This is a genomic window from Haloarcula litorea, from assembly GCF_029338195.1.
Classification (GTDB): domain Archaea; phylum Halobacteriota; class Halobacteria; order Halobacteriales; family Haloarculaceae; genus Haloarcula; species Haloarcula litorea.
On sequence record NZ_CP119779.1, the window covers coordinates 2314796 to 2331580 of the forward strand.

A 16785-nucleotide genomic window follows, 5' to 3' on the forward strand; every position below is an offset into this window, starting at 1 on the left:
AGAGTGACCGGCCGATAAAAAAGACGTTCTGACGGTCGTCTCGAACCGTCAGTCCTGGGCGGTCGCGCGCGTCCCGTCGACCGTGGCCGTCAGGACGTTGACGACTTCGCGCCCCGCCTCCTCGCGGGCGATCAGACCGTCGTCCGCGAGTCGCTGGAGGTGGTACGAGAGCGTGCTCTTCGAGAGGTCGAGCCGCTCGGACAGCTCCTCGCCCGTCGCTGCGCCCTGCTGGGCCAGCGAGTCGAGGATCGACCGTCGCGTCCCGTCCTCGACGGCCGGGGCCGGGCCGTCGTCGGACCCGGCCGGCGACAGGTGTGTCCGGCCGCGTTCGCTCCGGCGCTCGACCAGGCCTTCGTCGACGAGCACGCGAACGTGGTACCGCACCGTCGAGACGTGGGTGTCCGTCCGACGGGCGAGTTCGGCCACGTAGGTCCCGGGGTTCTCCGCGATCCGCTCGTGGAGCGACTCCCGTGTCTCGTGTTCGAGCGGATCGGTGTCGCCGAACCGCGAGTAGCCGACGACGACGGACCCGCTGGACGGACCGCCGGCCGCCGTCGCGACGACGTCACCGAACTCGGTGTCCTGTCGCGTCAACACGGTGATGTAGCTCTGACTGTCCGCCCCGTTCGACTCGACAGCTCGGTACGACGTGGCGCTGTCGTTCGTCGGTGATGCTGGCGCGACGCTCGCGGTCGCGGCGACCGGTGTGACGGTCAGGACACCCGCGACCACGAGCACGGCGAGCACCGCACGGTACGTTGCAGTCATCTCTGTGGCCTCCAGATGGTGCCGTGACCGTCCCGCGTGGCACCTATCGGTACAGTCCGACGGAGCCACATAACGACAGTTACCGATTGGGTCCGGCTGGGCTGACGATACCGGCAGTTACCCGCCGGGTACGTACCAGCCGCGGCGACGTGGTTGCGACGTACGGATCGATCGGCTGCGGGAAAGCGTTATGCGGGCGACCGGCCAACCGACGCCCGTGCTCACCCTGACGTTCGAGGCGGGGACCGTCCGACTCGACGGCGGCCCCGGCGACCTCGAACTGTCGGCGCTGCCGGGCGTCGAGTCCGACGCTCGCTCGGAGAGCGCACGCGCACCGGCCCACCGATACGCGGACCTGCTCGCCGCGCTCGACGACCGCGGGGTCGAGTACGAGGACCGCGTCCTCGACGCCCCCGAGCTGTCGCTCTCGACGGCCTACGAACTCCGCGACTACCAGCGTGCGGCCCTCGACGCCTGGCGGGCGGCCGACGACCGCGGCTGTCTCGAACTGCCGACCGGGAGCGGCAAGACGGTCATCGGCGTCGCCGCGATGGTCGCGCTGGGCGTCCCGTCGCTGGTGGTCGTCCCGACGATCGACCTGCTGGACCAGTGGCAGCGGGAACTCGAACGGGAGTTCGACCGGCCGATCGGCCGCCTCGGCGGCGGCGAGCAGCGCGTCGAGGCCGTCACCGTCGCCACCTACGACTCGGCGTACCTCCGGGCCGACGACCTCGGGGACCGGTTCGGCCTCGTCGTCTTCGACGAGGTCCACCACCTCGGGGGCGAGGGGTACCGCGACATCGCCCGCCTGCTGGCCGCGCCGGCCCGCCTGGGCCTGACCGCCACGTTCGAGCGGCCCGACGGCGCACACGAGGCCGTCGCCGACCTCGTCGGGCCGCTGGTCCAGGGGGTCGCCGTCGACGACCTGGCCGGCGACCACCTCGCCGACTACGACATCAAGCGGATCGAGGTCGCGCTCACCGACGAGGAGCGCGAGCGCTACGAGGACCACCAGGGGACCTTCACCGACTACCTGAAGCGGGCGGACATCCAGTTGCGCTCGGGCAGCGACTACCAGGAACTGGTCAAGCGCTCGGGCACCGACCCCGAGGCACGGGCGGCGCTGCTGGCCAAGCAGCGCGCCCGCGAGGTGATGATGAACGCCGAGCGGAAGGTTGACCGGCTGGCCGACATCCTCGACCGCCACCGCGACGACCGGGTCATCGTCTTCACGGCCCACACCGACCTCGTCTACCGCCTCTCCGAGCGGTTCCTCCTGCCGGCTATCACCCACGAGACGAGCGCGAGCGAACGCCGCGAGGTCCTGTCGCGGTTCCGCGAGGGCGACTACTCCCGCGTGGTGACGGCGAACGTCCTGGACGAGGGCGTCGACGTCCCCGACGCCAACGTCGCCGTCGTCCTCTCGGGCAGCGGCTCGGAGCGGGAGTTCACGCAGCGGTTGGGTCGGGTGCTCCGTCCCAAGGCGGACGGGTCGCGGGCGCTGCTGTACGAACTCGTCACCGCCGAGACGGCCGAGGAACGGGTCGCACGGCGGCGGCGGTAGTCGTCGACGCCCACTAGACGTATAGCTCGCGGCGTGCTATCGATACACATGTCACGTGTGAACGACATCCCCGACCCCGGCGAGGCCGAACGACAGGCGCTACACCGTGCCGAACTCGGCGTCGAGTGGCTCCGGCGCGCCCACGGGAGTCTCGTGGAGTTCCACCACGCGACGGGCCACGCGATGGACCACCTCCACGAGGCCGAGGCGACGCTGCGGGAGTGTGGGCACACCGACCTGGCGGACGAACTCCGGGACGAACTGCTGCCGAGCGGTGCCGTCGAGGACCGCTGGACCTACGACCTGCTGGAGTCGTTCGAGTCCGGACTGCTCGCGGACGTCACCGCCCACGAGCGCCGCGCCCGCGAGGAACTGGCCGACGGGGAGCGCCATATCACGGAGCGACGCCAGGAACGGGCCTGGAACGACCGCGCCGCCGACGAGTGACCGGCCCGGCCGCGACCCGCCCGGCCGTCGCTCAGATGCGGCCCCGACTGTCGAGATAGAGGTCCCGTACGTCCGCCATCCCCGCGACGTAGTCGTCGAGGTCGACCGTCCGAGCCTCGTGGGACTCCGTCCTGAGCCGCTCGTATATCCGCTCCCACTCCTCGACGTACCGGTGTTCGATGCCGTGGTCACGGACCCGCTCGATCACGGCCTCGTCCGGCGTCGCCGGGTCGGTCAGTTCCTCGACGCGGACCACGTCCTCGACCAGCGCGTCGACGAGGATGCCCGAGGTGGGGTCGGCCTCGGCAACCTCCCGCTCCCACGTCGCGACCCAGTTCGCGATGCGGGCGAGGCGCTGTGCCGGCCAGACGACGCGTCTGAGCGCCCGGAGGTCGCCTCTGTCGAACCCCGGCGAGTACATCAGGTCGAGGTCGGCGTAGCTGAACTGCGCCATGTTGTGGACGGCGTGGGCGTCGGTGCCCCGCCGGGTCGCCAGCTCCGGGGACTCGGTCACGAGGTAGCCGTAGTGCATCGCGTTCAGCACCTGCTGGAGGTCGAACCGGAACGTCGGATAGAACTCCTCGGCGCGGGGGGCCTCACCGAGCGTCTCGGTGACGGCGTCCCACGCCGCCGTCACGAACCGGAGGGCGTCGGTGTCGACCGCCGACCGGTCGAGGTCCGGCGTCGCCCCCGGGAGCGGGAGCTTCAGCGCCTCCAGGAACGTCGTGCCGTCGCCGTACGTGTCTGCGACGTCGTCTAGCGCCGTGTAGAACATCGTCAGGAGCAGCTTCTGTTCCCGGACGACCGACCCGTGGGCCGACGCGACCGAGGACAGCCGGTACCGGGGGAACGTCGCGTAGAGCCACTTCCAGAGGTAGTCGGGTCGGCGGTCGATACACTCCTCGTAACGCTCGCACAGCCGTCGTGCCCCCTCGGGGAGTTCGAGCGCCTCGATCTCGTCGGGCGAGGGGCGCGCGGAGCGGTCTACCACAGCCGACGCACCTCACATTTCAGGCCGCCGTGAGTTAGTACTGTGGATTTCGCTCCGCTCACCACACGGAGGCGGGGCCCGAGCCCAGCGGCCGCGACAGACGGTCACAGGAGCGACGCCGACGGGACCGGGTCGGTGTCCTCGAGGACCTCGTCGAACAACTCGCGGCCCCAGGCCACGGCGTCGGGGTCCCGACTGGTCACCGACCCGACGATGCCGCCGTCCTCGTGGACCGTGATCCCGACCGCGTCCGACTCCGCCCCGCGCATCAGGTACAGCATAAAGGGCAAGTCCCGTTCGGTCCGGTACAGCGAGAACGAGTCGGCGGCCAGCAGCGACTCGACGACCCCCGTCACTTCCGCGAGCGAGGCCAGCGACTCGGTCGCGCCGCCTTCGAGGACCAGCGTCGCCTCCAGCCCGCGCTCGGCGACCTCCTCGTAGACCGGCCTGACGTAGTTGGACTTCACGACCGGCGAGAACACGAACAGCTCCTGTGCCGCCTCGAGTTCCCTCACGGCCTCGGTGATGGCGCTCTCCGGGGCGTGTGGCTCGGCGATCCGGACGGTCCCCGTCTCGACGAGGCGACGGTCGACGCTCACGTCGCCGGGGAGCCCGGCCAGCACCGGGCCGGCCGCCGCGAGCGCGTCCGTCCGCTCGACGTACTCCTCGTACGTCGTGAGTGCGAGCCGACCCTGTTCGGTCACGTGATAGCGCCCGTCCCGCCGCCGGATCAACCCCGCCTCGACGAGCGAGTCGACCGCGCGATCGACCGTCGACCGCGAGACGCCGACCCGATCGACGAGGGCTGGCTTGTCCGCCGGACCGGCCGCGAGGCTGTCGAGGACGTCCGACCGCTTCCGGACGATGTCTCGCAGCACCGGTCCCGAAAAAGTGTCACCAGCCATACGTTCACCCGTATATAGGTCAGGACACGGTTATATCTCACCCTCTGCGGATATCGGCAGGGGCTGATCCGCTCCGTGCCGGCCGACGACCGCTCACAGCGCTGCACGCGACGGCGAGAAGTGAGGTAATGTCGGTGGTGGCCGTACGCTCAGGTGTCGTCAGTTGGTGATACGATGCAGGACTGCACGAACGCGACCCGACGGACAGTGCTCAAGTCGCTCGGCGGAGCCGCGGCGGCCGGCCTCGCGGTCGGCGGCGTCGGCACGGCGGCGGCCACCGGCTGGGAGTCGGTCGAGACCCCCATCGACCGCGACGTCAACGACGTCGTCTACTCCGCGGCCGGGGCCTACGCCGTCGCCGGCGGCGGCATCATCGTCGAGCGGACCGACGAGGGCTGGCAGACGGTCCTCCGGGGCGGTGTCGGTGGCAACGGCAACGGACTCACCGGCGCGAGCGTGACCGACGACGGCGAGCGTCTCTGGGTCGTCGGCAAGAGCGGAGCCATCGGCGAGTACGACGTCAGCACCGGCTCGCTGAACGACTTCTCGGCCCCCAACGACGTGACCAACAACTTCAACGGCGTCGCCGTCACCGGCGAGGCCGGCGAGGCCAACGTCTACGTCGCCGGCGACTCCGGGAAGATCTACTACTCCTTCGACAACGGCGAGACGTTCGACCAGGTCACGCCGGGCTCGGGCTCCGAGATCAACGCCATCGACTTCTACGGCCCCCGTGCTGGCCACGCCGTGGACGGCAATCAGGTCGTCTTCGAGACGGATGACGGCAGCAGCTACGATCGCATCGGCCTCCAGGACGCGAACGTGAACCTCTACGGCGTCGACGCCGACGGCGCGGACGACGTGTGGGTCGCCGGCGGTGGCGGGATGGTGTTCCACTACGACGGTGCCGGGTGGACGCCGGCCGACACCGGCGACGCCGACCTGCGCGACGTCGAAGTCGACGACGGTGCCGGCTACACGGTCGGCGGCGGCGGGAAGGTGTACGCGCTCTCGGGCGGCGTCTGGAGCCCCCAACAGACGCCGACCGGCGCGAACCTCGAAGCCGTCGCCATCGGCCCGGTCGACGTCGCCGTCGGCGCGAGCGGCGTCGTCCTGGAGAAGTAACCTATCCAGTCAGAGGCACTTCCCCCTTCTTCGCCTCCCCCACACCCCCCTTCTTGCTCAGCGGGGAACGATCGTCCCCGGACCCGACACCGTGAGCACCCGGGACGTCCGGCCCCGCGAGGGTAAGCCACGGATAAATATCCGACCGCGCGGGATCGGTCGTGGTGATGGAGACCGTGGCAGGTGACGAGACGACCGGCGGCGGGGGGCGACGACCGTGCGGCTGATCCAGCTCCGGGTCCCCGACCCGGACCTCGACGACGTTCGGGAGGTCCTGGACGGCAGAGACGTCTCTTACGTCCGGTCGACGGAGGAGAGCGGCGAGGACACGGCGTGGCTCGTCCAGTTCCCGCTCCCGCCGGAGGCAGTCGACGAGGTGTTCGAGGCCCTGGAGGCCGCCGGGCTGGACCCCGATCGGTACGCCGTGGTCGCGACCGCCGAGACGGCCCGGATGGAAGGGAACGTCGAGGCGCGTGACCACGAGGACCGGATCTCTCACGACGAACTCCGTGGCCGGGCGGTCGGGATGAATCCCGGTGCCGTCACCTACTACGGGATGACGCTGTTGAGCGCCGTCGTGGCCACCGCCGGGTTGCTGCTCGACTCGCCGGCCGTCGTCGTCGGATCGATGGTCATCGCCCCGCAGGTGGGGTCGGCCCTGACCGCCAGCGTCGGCACGGCCCTGAACGACCGCACGCTCCTCGTCGAGGGGTACCGGGACCAGATCCTGGGACTGCTGACGGCGGTCCTCGGGGCCACCCTCTTCGGTCTCGTCGTCCGCTACGCCGGGTTCGTCCCCGCGCAGTTGCGCGTCGGGACCGTCCAGCAGATCTCACAGCGGATCTCGCCCGGGTTCCTCTCGATGGCCGTCGGCATCTGTGCCGGCGCGGCCGGGGCCGTCGGCCTCGCGACGGCGTTGCCGGTCTCGCTGGTCGGCGTGATGATCGCGGCGGCGCTCATCCCGGCCGCGGCGGCGGTCGGCGTCGGGATCGCCTGGGGACTCCCCGCCGTCGCGCTCGGCGCGGGCATCCTCCTGCTGGTCAACGCGGCGTCGATCAACCTCACCGGCTTCATCGTCCTCTGGGCGCTCGGCTTTCGCCCGTCCGACTGGCCGGACGGGCCGCCGGACTCGGCGACCGTTCGACGGTACGGGCCGACGATCGTGGCCGTCCTCGCGCTCACGACGGCGTTCGTCGGGGCCAGCGCGGTCACCGGCCAGCAGATGCGGGTCGAGACGCAGGTCAACGACGCCGTCTCCGAGGTCCTCGACCGTCCGATCTACGAGGACCTCCGACTGCTCTCGGTACAGACGCGCTTCGGCGGCGTCTCGGTCTACCGGCTCGACCGCGAGGTGGCCGTCGAGGTGAGCCGGCCCGACGACACCGCCTATCCGCAGCTGACGCTCCGCCTGGCAGACGCCGTGAGCGCGGCCATCGAGGAGGCGGTCGCCGTGGAGGTGTCGTTCGTGGACCGGCAGAGCACCGCGGCGTAGCCGGCGGACGCTACGATCCGCGTCGAAGCCTCGGGCACCGTTTAGGTGCTCGCCACCGAACTCCGACCGATGCCGCCCACCCGTCGCACCCTCCTCCGCGGCACCGCCCTCGCGACCGCCGCGCTCGCCGGCTGTACCGACGTGCTCGGCGACAGCGGGACAGGCGAGCAGACGGCGACGACGGCCGGTTCGACAGGGTCTCCGACCGACCGCCCGTGTCCTCCCGACGGCCTGCCCGGCGATGTCTGCGCCCACGGCGCGACTCGACACGGCGTCTCGCTCGCCGTCGAGTCCGGGGACGCGGCGACGCTCGTCCTCGAGAACGCCGGCAGTGACCCCCTCGTCTTCAACGCCGCGACGTGGGACCTCTACCGCCGGGCCGACGGCTGGGACCGACTCGACGAGTCCCGGAGCGGGTCCAACCGCACGGAGCTGGCTCCCGGCGAGACGTTCCGGAAGCCGGTGCCCGCCGTCGCCGACGACGTCGGCGTCGACCTGTCTGGAAGCGGCCGATACGCGGCGACTAACGGCGTCGCACTCGGCGACGATACCCTCGGCTGTCTGTGGGTGTTCGCCGTCGGTGACGGCTGAACCGGACGCTTTTGTCCGTCGCCGTCGGACCCTCGACCGTGCTGACGAAGGACCTCCTGCGGGTCTCGCGGGCCGGCGGCGGCTACCACCCGCAGTTCGCCGACGACGGCGACGAGCGGCTGGCGGCCCGCGTCCTCGGGATCTACCAGGGCCACGTCGGCGAGACACGGGGAGACCTCCGGGACGCGCTGACCGACCTGGAGCGGGAGGCCGACGACTTCAAACTCGTCCGGGGGTTCGCGAAACTCCTAGAGCGGGCGGCCACCGTCGAGACCCGGGCCGAGATCCCGCCCGAGCGCGCCCGCAAGCGGGTGTTCGAGGCCGCGGAGGCCGTCGGCGTCGTCACCGAGGCCGAGCGGGCCGACGCGCTCGACCGGGCCGCTGACCGACTCGGGATCGACACAGCGGCCGTCGAACACGCCCTCTACGCCGATCTCGACGACCGACAGGTGCTGGCCGACGTGGACGCGCGCTGGTCGCCCGCCGGGCTCGTGACCCAGTACAACCTCTCGCTGGCCCAGACGGCGCTGTTCGACGCCACCGAGGTCCGGGTGCGCTCCTCGGACCCGGCGACGCTGCTCTCGACGGTCAAGCGGCTCCGGCTGATGTACGAGATCCGGCGGACCGACGAGGGACGCGAGGTGGTCGTCACCGGCCCGGCCGCGCCGTTCTCGAACACTCGCCGCTACGGGACCCGGTTCGCCCGCCTGCTCCGGACCGTCGCCCGCGCCGAGGAGTGGGACCTGACGGCGACCGTCGCCGACCGGGGGACCGAGCGGGAACTGCACCTCTCGACGGGGGACGTGGCGGTGCCCGACGCCGACCCCGTGGTCGAGGTGAGCTACGACAGCGGCGTCGAGGCCGACTTCGCCGCCCGGTTCGCGGCGCTGGACCTCGACTGGCGGCTGGTCCGCGAGCCGGAGCCGCTGGCGGCCGGCGAGCACGTCGTCGTCCCGGACTTCGCCTTCGAGTGGGCTCCCGGGGACACCGACGGCGTCCGGAACACGGCCGACCCCGCCGCCGCTCGCGTCTTCTTCGAGGTGATGGGGTTCTGGACGCCCGAGTACGTCCAGAAGAAGCTGTCCCGGCTGGCCGATCTGGAGGACGTCGAGATGCTGGTCGCCGTCGACGAGTCGCTGGGCGTCGGCGAGGAGCTGGCGACCGGCGACCACCGCGTCGTCACCTACTCCGGCACCGTCCGCGTGAAGGACGTCCGGGACGCTCTCCGGCCCTACGAGACCGACCTGGTGGCCGAGAGCGCCGCCGAACTGCCCGAGGAACTGCGGCCCGAGGCCGACGCCGTCTCGCTGTCGGCGCTGGCAGACGACCACGGCGTCAGCGAGGACGCGCTCGCCGACAAGTCGTTCCCGGCGCACGAACTGGTGGGCCGGACGCTCGTGCGCCCGGCGGTCCTCGACGCCCTGGCCGACGAAGTGGAGCCGGGGATGACCCTCGACGACGTGGAGGCTCTGCTGGCCGAGTACGACGTCGACGACGCCAGCGCCGTCCTCTCGCGGCTTGGCTACCGCGTCGCCTGGGACGGCCTCAGCGGCGGCACGGTCCGTGAGAAGCGCGACTCATAGCTCCCGACGCCGCCCCTTCGGCACCTGCGAGCGGAGTTCGCCGTAGACGTACAGCCCGACGCCGATCGGTTCCCGCTCGCCCGCTACCTCGTGTGTCACGACGAGGTAGCCCCAGTCGCCGTCCCAGTCCAGTTCCTGGTCGTCGCCGGCGGCGAACCGGCGGGCGGCCTCGGCGTCGAGGTGGAGCACGTTCTCCCTGGCGCGGTCGCCGAACCGCTGGACCGCCTCCAGCGTCGGCTTCCAGTGTTCCTGTCGCGTCCGCAGGAACGCCATCCCCAGGCCCTCGACGTCGACGGGCGAGGGCGGCTCGCCCGTGTAGGCCCAGACCTTGCCCGACCCCCGTTCCCAGAAGGTGTGGTCGTCGAAGGTTTCCGAGGGCACGCCGAACCGCTCTCTCCAGAAGTCCAGCACCTCCTCGCGGGTCGGCCGGTCGGGGTCCTCGCGCTCGGCGTCGGTGGCCGGCAGTCGCGTGAAGACGGTGCTGTCGTTGCCGTCGCCGCTCATCCCGTCACCTCCAGTTTCGCACAGAAGAACCCGCCCGTGTCGTTGTGGTGGGGGTAGATGCGCTTGGCCTTCCGGACGCTCGGGTCGAACTCGTCGTCCTGCCACTCGGTGACGCCCTCGCGGTGGTCGAGCCCGAGGTCGTAGTCGACCAGTTCGCAGCCCTCGGCGTCCAGCACGTGGTCCAGCACGGCCTCGTTCTCCTCCGGGGCGAACGTACACGTCGAGTAGACGACCGTGCCGCCGGGCTCGGTCACCTGTATCGCCCGGGTCAGGATGCCCTTCTGGACGCCGGCGACGCCCTCGACGTGGGAGAGCGACCAGTCGTCGAAGGCGTCTGGGTTCTTGCGGATGGTGCCCTCGCAGGAGCAGGGCACGTCGACCAGCGCCCGGTCGTAGGTCGCGCCGCCGAAGGGTTTCAGCGAGTGGTTCCGGCCGTCCTCGTGGGTGACGGCGACGCTGGTCGCGCCCAGCCGCTCGGCGTTGCTGCGCAGCGCCGAGATGCGCCCGAGGTTGTTGTCCGTCGCCACCACCTCGCCCTCGTCGGCCATCAGCGCCGCGAGCTGGGTGGTCTTGGTCCCCGGCGCGGCGCAGGCGTCCCAGACCCGCTCGCCGGGGTCCGGGTCGAGGACGGTGGCGGGCACGGCAGAGACCTCCTCCTGGCCGTGGAGCCAGCCGTGGAAGTACGGCCAGTTCGCGCCCGGCGAGTCCTCGGGCAGGACGAACAGGCCGTCGTGCCAGTCGACGCGCTCGTAGGCGACGCCGGCCTCGGACAGCGCCGCGCTCGCCGCGTCGACGGTGGTCTTGATGGTGTTGACCCGGACCGCCGACGGGAGCGGCCGCTCGCAGGCCGCCCGGAACGCCGCGAAGTCGTCGACGATGGGCCGGTACCGCTCCAGTGGTTCCATTAGCGGCGCGTTCGCCGGCGGCGGCTTTGTGGGTTTCGAAGCGTCGGGTGCCGGCCGCTGGCTCACTCGCCGGTCGTCTTCCGGGGCAGGTCACCGTACACCTCGCGGTTCATCAGGTCGACGACGAACTGCCGGACCGCGGTCACCAGTTCGTCCTCGTCGGCGTAGGCGACGACCCGCGCGTCCCACCGCTGGCCGACGCTGCGTATCATCGCGCTGCTGACGGCCTCCTCGTGGGCGAACAGCACCCGCTCGCGGTCGGTGTCGTCCAGGTCCGCGAGCACCGACCCCACCTCGATGCCGACGCCGAGCTTGTCCCCCAGCGCGGGGACGACGAACAGCGTCGCGTTGCTGACGCGGGCGAACCGGATGCTCTGTGTGGCGGCGTCCATCTCCGAGAGCGGGATCTCGGGGTCGACGGCGAGGAAGGGGTTGACGCCGGGGTCCTCGCGCAGGCGGCCCTGGACGCGGCGCAGCGTCGCCAGCATCTCGTCGAGGGCGTCGTCGTCCGCGCGGGCCGCGGGCAGCGACACGTCGTCGGCGTCGACGCCCTCGGGAACCACGTCGGCCACGTCGAAGGAGGTGTACGGTCCCATCAGGTACACGAGGAAGTCGGCGTATGCCACGTCGCCGAGGGCCGACTTGAGACGCGCTCGCATACCGTTCCCCCACACTCGGCTAGTACTTAAAATACCGGAATAGTCGACGGTCGCTGACTCGACAACCGTTAAGTCGCGTCGGCGGCGACCACTAGGTAGACAGATGAGCATCGAGACTCCCGACGACGGGGCCGGTCCCGCCGAGCCCGCCGACCTGCTGCCCGAGCACAGCGTCCTCTCCTTCGAGGAGTATATGGCGATGCAGCGGGCCGTCGGCAACGAGACCCGGTTCCGGGTCCTCTACCGGCTGAAGCGGGACGGGGAGCTGAGCGCCAAGGGGCTCCGGGAGGCGCTGGACCTGCGGGGCAACACGCTCCACCACCACCTCGACACGCTCGTCGACGTGGGACTGGTCGAGAACCGCAAGCGCAAGGAACCCGACAGCGAGGGGCTCTCGTCGTACTACCGGGCGACGGCGCTGGGCGAGGCGCTGCTGGACCACGGCGTCGAGGAGCTGCTGCGCCGGGAGCAGGTGTTCGCCGAGACCTACCGGTAGCTACTCCTCCCAGAACACCATAATCTCGTCCTCTCGAACTCTGACGAAGTGGTTCGACCCCATCCGGACGTCGTACGAGCCGATGGCGAGCGTCTGGGTCGTCTCCGGCCCGTTCTCGACGTCGACGACCAGCTCGTAGTCGCCCGGCGAGGCGATGCCGCTGTCGAACTCGCGGGACTCGCCGGCCCCGAGCGTCACGGACTCGTCGACGTACGTCTCCTCGGGGCCGGTCAGCGACAGCGCGACCGTCTGCTCGGCCGCCGTCTCGTTGCTGAGGACGAACAGGATCGGGTCGTCCGGGTCGGGCGTGACCGTGTCGGTCTCGGTCGGCTCGGGAGGCGGGGTGTGTGGTGCCGTCTCGGTGTCGGGCGTGTCGGAGTCGGCGGGCTCGGACCCGGTGGAGCCGGGCCCGGCACAGCCGGCGAGCGACGCGACGGAGAGGGCGGCCGCGAGGACCTGACGGCGGCGCATATCGCGGGCTTCCCGGCCGGTCGGTAAGTGCTTTCCCTTACTCCGCGCCCTGCCGGACCTTCACCGCCATCCCGGTGTCGAAGTCGGCCATCCCCGCGCCGGGGAGTTCCGCGCGACCGACCGCCAGCAGGTCGCCGTCGGCGTGGACTACGAGCGCCTCGTCGCCCGGCCGGAGCCCGGGGTCGGCCCGCCGGACGAACTTCGCGAAGGCGTTGCGGCCCTCGCGGACGAACGGTTCGCTCTCGTCGCCGACGACGACGCGGTGTCGCGGGGCATCGAACGCGTCCTGCAGCCGGCGGCCGCCGGCGAGTCCCAGCCGGTAGCGACCGTCCGTCTCGTAGGTCGCGAGCCGGCCGTCATCGGCGTGGGCCTGCCGCGGCCGGCCGGAGCTGGTGTGTGTGATCTCGACGGCGTCGGCCGCCGGGAACAGCGCCGCGCCCGCGCCGCGGCCGAACTGGTAGTCGGCCGCCCGGCGGAGGCTGTCGAACTCGTCGGTCATCGACGGCAGTCGGCGCGCGACGGGGAACCTCCTTTCGGTCCGCGGCGGGGGCAGTGGACGACGGGTCGATCCCCTGCGCGTGCCGCGTGTGACCGCGTGTCGCACTCCCGTCGGGCGTTTTGGGGGAATTTATATCGGATGAACCGATAGGAGTCGGTATAATGGCTACCGACACGCGGAAAGTGATGCTCGGCGCGCTGCTGTTGCTCGTCAGTACGGTCCTGATACTCGGCCCGCTGGGGCTCCCGGTCCCGACCGTGGCGGCCGGCGTCGCGGCGCTCGGGCTGGCCGCGGGCGCGCTGCTCGTGGGCACCTCCGAGGACGGCCGCCCGGTCTGAACCGGCCGCTCCCTCCTCTCACGAACCGACGCGCCAGCGACCGCTACAGCAGGAACCGGTCCCGCTCTTCGCTCATGTCGACGAAGCCGTCGGCGGCGTCCCTGAGCTCCTCGGCGGTGGACTGCTCGAACCCCATCGCCTCGACGCGACAGCCCTCGTGACGCAGGTACCGACAGAGCCGCGCGAAGTCGCCGTCGCCGGTACAGAGGACGACGGCGTCGTTGTGGGCCGCCAGCGTCACCGCGTCGAGGCTCATCCCCACGTCCCAGTCGGCCTTCTTCGAGCCGTCGCCGAACGTCTTGATCTCCTTGATGCGGGTCTCGAACCCGATGTCGACCAGCGCCTCGAAGAACGACTCCTCCTCGGGGGAGTCCGCGCGGATGACGTAGGCGATCGCGCGGCTCAGTTCCCGGCCGGAGACGGCCTCCTCCAGCAGCGCGGAGTAGTCGATGTTCCGAGAGTAGAGGCTCTGAGCGGTGTGGTAGAGGTTCTGCGCGTCCGCCAGGACGGCGACGCGCTGGCCCGGGTGTGCGACAGTCATAGCGTGAGTTGGCCCCGCCTGCTGGATAGGTTTTCGGGCTCGGAGCGCAAGGGCTAAGTCCCTCACGCGCGGTGACACGACTATGTCGCGACGCCGCGTGACCTGCGGTCGGCCCGCCGACAGCGGTGCGCGCGTCGTGCCCAAGCGCAAGCGTGCGTAGCGACGGCTCGCGGCGGGCGTAGCGCCCCCGTCCCGGGCCACCTTCTCCCGCACCGCTCGCAACCGGACCACATATCCCGCAGCCACGACACACCACACAGTAATGACGGACATCGACTTCCGCGGCGTGTACCCCGCGATGTGCACGCCGTTCCACGACGACGCGGACCGCAGCATCGACTTCGAGACACTCCGAGCCGACGCCCAGCGCCTCGAATCGGCGGGCGTCGACGGCCTCGTGCCGGTCGGGTCGACCGGCGAGTCGGCCACGATGACCCACGACGAGCACGTCGAGGTCGTCGAGGCGGTCGTCGACGCCGTCGACGACGTGCCGGTCATCGCCGGCACCGGGTCGAACAACACCCGCGAGGCGCTGTCGCTCTCGCGGCGCGCGGCCGACGCCGGCGCGGACGCCCTGTTGCTCATCTCGCCGTACTACAACAAGCCCGAACAGCAGGGGCTAGTGGACCACTACACGGCCATCGCGGACGAGATCGACGTGCCCCAGATCGTCTACAACGTCCCCTCGCGGACGGGTCGCAACATCGAACCCGACACCGCCGTCGAGCTGGCGAGCCACGAGAACGTCGCGGCGTACAAGGCCGCCAGCGGCGACATGAACCAGATCTCGGAGATCATCGAGCGCACCCGCGACGAGGCGTTCGCGGTGCTGTCGGGCGACGACGGGATGACCCTGCCGATGCTGTCGGTCGGCGGGCACGGCTGTATCTCCGTCGCCGCCAACGTCGAACCCGAACGCACCTGTGCGATGGTCGGGGCCGCCCTCTCGGAGGACTACGAGCGCGCCCGCGCCATCCACCACGAGCTCGGCCCGCTGTTCCGCGCGCTGTTCAGCGAGACCAACCCCATCCCGGTCAAGGAGGCGATGCGCATCCGCGGCTACGGCCCGGCCTACGTGCGCTCGCCGCTGACGCGCCTCTCCGAGGAGCACACGGACCACCTGGAGCAGGTGCTCCGCTCGCTGGAGACCGAGGACCTCGAAGACGAGTACGCGGAGGCCGAGCGATGACGCGGGTCGCGGTCAACGGGATCACCGGCCGGATGGGCGGCGCGGTCGCCGAGACGGCCGCGGACCGCGACTGCGAGGTCGTCGTCGGCTTCGCGACCAGCGACGTGGCCGAGGTCGCGGGCGTCCCGGTCGTCCACCCCGACGAGGCCGCCGACGCGCTCGCGGAGTACGACGTCGACGCCGTCGTCGACTTCGCGGTCCCCGAGGGCGCGCTGACCGTCGCCGACGCCTGCGCCGCGACGGGGACGGCGATGGTCGTCGGGACGACGGGCTTCGACGAGGCGGGACTGGACCGACTCGACGCCGTCGCCGCCGAGGTCCCGCTCCTGAAGGCCGCGAACTTCTCGCCGGGCATCCAGGTGCTCCAGCGTACCGTCCGGGAGGCGGTGCGTGCGCTGGACGACTACGACCTCGAACTCCTCGAATCGCACCACAACGGCAAGGTCGACGCGCCCTCCGGCACCGCAAACAGCATCCTCGACACCGTCCGGGAGGAGCGCGACGTGGAACCGGTCTACGGCCGCGAGGGTCACGCGCCCCGCGAGGACGACGAGATCGGCGTCTTCGCCCGGCGGGCCGGCGACATCCGCGGCGAGCACGAACTGCTCCTGGCGGGCAACGACGAGGTCCTCTCGCTGTCCCACCGCGCGGAGGACCGCGCCGTCTTCGCCGCGGGCGCGCTCGACGCCGCCGTCTGGCTCGCCGACCGAGAGCCCGGCCGCTACGAGTTCAGCGCGGTCGTCGACGCGTAACTCTCCGCCGGCACCAGCTGTCGCCCGTCCGAATCCCTGTTGATTTAGTTCCCCGGCCGGTAGCGGCGGGTATGCTCGGACAAGACTTAGAGGAGAACATCGGTCACCTCTGGACGGCCTACGAGGACGGCGCGACGATCGAGGAGATCGAGCCGCCGCAACTGGACACGCTCGACGAGTTCCTGACGGCGCTGGAGAACGGCGACGTGCGCGCCGCCGAGCAGGTCGACGGCGAGTGGGTCGTCAACGAGTGGGTCAAGCGGGGCATCCTGCTGAACTTCGCGTTCCGGGAGACATACGAGCGCGAGTACGGCGACGTGGCCTACCACGACGTGCTGCCGCTGCGTGACACGCAGGACCTCGGCGAGCGCGGCACCCGCAACACCCCCGACGGCACGACGATCCGCCGCGGGGCGTACCTCGGCGAGGACTGCATCATGATGTCGCCCTCGTTCGTCAACATCGGAGCCCACGTCGGCGACGGGACGCTGGTCGACTCCTGTGACGTGGTCGGCTCCTGCGCCCAGATCGGCGAGAACGTCAAGATCGGCGCGAACACGCTCATCGGCGGCGTCCTCGAACCGGTCGAGAGCAACCCCGTCATCGTCGAGGACGACGTCTCGCTGGGCGCGGGCTGTCGGGTCACCAGCGGCTTCGTCGTCGGCGAGGGCTCGGTCGTCGGCGAGAACACGCTGCTGACGCCGCGGATCCCGGTCTACGACCTCGTCGAGGAGGAGGTCATCTACGGCGAACTGCCGCCCGAGCGCCGGGCGTTCCAGCGGTTCGTCGACTCGTCGGTGGGCGAACACGACCTGTTCGACGGCGGCGCGTACAAGCCCGCCGTGGTCGCCACCGACGTCGAGGAGGAGACGCTGGAGGCGACGGAGCGGGAGGACGCGCTTCGGGACTAGCGAGAGTCCGAGCGGAGCGAGGACTCTCGAAACGCGAACGGCGAGCGACAGCGA

20 protein-coding genes are annotated in these 16785 nt (G+C 71.0%); 11 read left to right on the forward strand and 9 right to left on the reverse strand.

The features are described 5' to 3' along the window. Window positions 1-48: 48 nt before the first annotated feature. Window positions 49-768 carry a winged helix-turn-helix transcriptional regulator gene (locus P0592_RS12450; protein WP_276271217.1) on the reverse strand — a complete coding sequence of 240 codons (720 nt, stop codon included), beginning with the start codon at window positions 766-768 and terminating at the stop codon, window positions 49-51. 217 nt (window positions 769-985) lie between these two features. On the opposite strand from P0592_RS12450, the gene P0592_RS12455 reads away from it, so the two are divergent. Beyond that, window positions 986-2332: a DEAD/DEAH box helicase family protein gene (locus P0592_RS12455; RefSeq protein WP_276271218.1), complete on the forward strand. Its 1347-nt coding sequence runs from the start codon at window positions 986-988 to the stop codon at window positions 2330-2332. 48 nt (window positions 2333-2380) lie between these two features. After that, window positions 2381-2779: a hypothetical protein gene (locus tag P0592_RS12460; protein WP_276271219.1), complete on the forward strand. Its 399-nt coding sequence runs from the start codon at window positions 2381-2383 to the stop codon at window positions 2777-2779. Between the two features lie 31 nt (window positions 2780-2810). Here P0592_RS12460 and P0592_RS12465 read toward each other — a convergent pair whose 3' ends face one another. Continuing rightward, on the reverse strand, window positions 2811-3770 hold the full coding sequence (locus P0592_RS12465) for a hypothetical protein (RefSeq protein WP_276271220.1): 960 nt from the start codon (window positions 3768-3770) through the stop codon (window positions 2811-2813). A gap of 104 nt (window positions 3771-3874) precedes the next feature. Further along, the gene (locus tag P0592_RS12470; RefSeq protein WP_276271221.1) at window positions 3875-4675 is read right to left on the reverse strand and encodes a helix-turn-helix transcriptional regulator; all 801 of its coding nucleotides are present in this window, start codon (window positions 4673-4675) and stop codon (window positions 3875-3877) included. A 174-nt stretch (window positions 4676-4849) separates the two neighbouring features. Here P0592_RS12470 and P0592_RS12475 point away from each other — a divergent pair, with 174 nt between their 5' ends. The 4 genes from P0592_RS12475 (at window position 4850) to P0592_RS12490 (ending at window position 9466) form a co-directional block, all read left to right on the forward strand. Then, the gene (locus P0592_RS12475; RefSeq protein WP_276271222.1) at window positions 4850-5800 is read left to right on the forward strand and encodes a WD40/YVTN/BNR-like repeat-containing protein; all 951 of its coding nucleotides are present in this window, start codon (window positions 4850-4852) and stop codon (window positions 5798-5800) included. Window positions 5801-6017: 217 nt separating this feature from the next. After that, on the forward strand, window positions 6018-7292 hold the full coding sequence (locus tag P0592_RS12480; RefSeq protein ID WP_276271223.1) for a DUF389 domain-containing protein: 1275 nt from the start codon (window positions 6018-6020) through the stop codon (window positions 7290-7292). 69 nt (window positions 7293-7361) lie between these two features. Next, window positions 7362-7883, forward strand: a complete 522-nt coding sequence (locus P0592_RS12485; protein WP_276271224.1) for a hypothetical protein — start codon at window positions 7362-7364, stop codon at window positions 7881-7883. A 38-nt stretch (window positions 7884-7921) separates the two neighbouring features. Further along, the gene (locus P0592_RS12490; protein ID WP_276271225.1) at window positions 7922-9466 is read left to right on the forward strand and encodes a DUF790 family protein; all 1545 of its coding nucleotides are present in this window, start codon (window positions 7922-7924) and stop codon (window positions 9464-9466) included. Here the strand turns inward: P0592_RS12490 and P0592_RS12495 are convergent. From P0592_RS12495 to P0592_RS12505, 3 genes are all read right to left on the reverse strand, one after another. Continuing rightward, window positions 9461-9970: a DUF7122 family protein gene (locus P0592_RS12495; RefSeq protein WP_276271226.1), complete on the reverse strand. Its 510-nt coding sequence runs from the start codon at window positions 9968-9970 to the stop codon at window positions 9461-9463. The two genes, P0592_RS12490 and P0592_RS12495, sit on opposite strands and share 6 nt — an antisense overlap. Then, window positions 9967-10875: an RsmB/NOP family class I SAM-dependent RNA methyltransferase gene (locus tag P0592_RS12500; RefSeq protein ID WP_276271227.1), complete on the reverse strand. Its 909-nt coding sequence runs from the start codon at window positions 10873-10875 to the stop codon at window positions 9967-9969. The genes P0592_RS12495 and P0592_RS12500 overlap by 4 nt, the downstream gene beginning before the upstream one ends. A gap of 62 nt (window positions 10876-10937) precedes the next feature. Continuing rightward, a complete protein-coding gene (locus P0592_RS12505; RefSeq protein ID WP_276271228.1) occupies window positions 10938-11534 on the reverse strand; it encodes a DUF7509 family protein in 597 nt (198 codons plus the stop codon). A gap of 103 nt (window positions 11535-11637) precedes the next feature. Here P0592_RS12505 and P0592_RS12510 point away from each other — a divergent pair, with 103 nt between their 5' ends. After that, entirely contained in the window at window positions 11638-12030 is a 393-nt protein-coding gene (locus tag P0592_RS12510) for a helix-turn-helix domain-containing protein (RefSeq protein WP_276271229.1), read from the forward strand. Here P0592_RS12510 and P0592_RS12515 read toward each other — a convergent pair whose 3' ends face one another. Beyond that, window positions 12031-12501, reverse strand: a complete 471-nt coding sequence (locus P0592_RS12515) for an Ig-like domain-containing protein (RefSeq protein WP_276271230.1) — start codon at window positions 12499-12501, stop codon at window positions 12031-12033. 37 nt (window positions 12502-12538) lie between these two features. Further along, on the reverse strand, window positions 12539-13000 hold the full coding sequence (locus tag P0592_RS12520; RefSeq protein WP_276271231.1) for a PUA domain-containing protein: 462 nt from the start codon (window positions 12998-13000) through the stop codon (window positions 12539-12541). Between the two features lie 161 nt (window positions 13001-13161). Here P0592_RS12520 and P0592_RS12525 point away from each other — a divergent pair, with 161 nt between their 5' ends. Continuing rightward, the gene (locus P0592_RS12525) at window positions 13162-13338 is read left to right on the forward strand and encodes a DUF8178 family membrane protein (RefSeq protein ID WP_276271232.1); all 177 of its coding nucleotides are present in this window, start codon (window positions 13162-13164) and stop codon (window positions 13336-13338) included. 43 nt (window positions 13339-13381) lie between these two features. Here the strand turns inward: P0592_RS12525 and P0592_RS12530 are convergent, their stop codons facing one another. Further along, window positions 13382-13879, reverse strand: a complete 498-nt coding sequence (locus P0592_RS12530) for a LabA-like NYN domain-containing protein (RefSeq protein WP_276271233.1) — start codon at window positions 13877-13879, stop codon at window positions 13382-13384. Between the two features lie 262 nt (window positions 13880-14141). Here P0592_RS12530 and dapA point away from each other — a divergent pair, with 262 nt between their 5' ends. From dapA to P0592_RS12545, 3 genes are all read left to right on the forward strand, one after another. Beyond that, window positions 14142-15068 (forward strand): 4-hydroxy-tetrahydrodipicolinate synthase, encoded by a 927-nt coding sequence (gene dapA / locus P0592_RS12535; RefSeq protein ID WP_276271234.1) that lies wholly within the window; start codon window positions 14142-14144, stop codon window positions 15066-15068. After that, window positions 15065-15820, forward strand: a complete 756-nt coding sequence (gene dapB / locus P0592_RS12540) for a 4-hydroxy-tetrahydrodipicolinate reductase (protein WP_276271235.1) — start codon at window positions 15065-15067, stop codon at window positions 15818-15820. The genes dapA and dapB overlap by 4 nt, the downstream gene beginning before the upstream one ends. A 71-nt stretch (window positions 15821-15891) precedes the next feature. After that, on the forward strand, window positions 15892-16731 hold the full coding sequence (locus tag P0592_RS12545) for a 2,3,4,5-tetrahydropyridine-2,6-dicarboxylate N-succinyltransferase (protein ID WP_276271236.1): 840 nt from the start codon (window positions 15892-15894) through the stop codon (window positions 16729-16731). Window positions 16732-16785 lie beyond the last annotated feature (54 nt).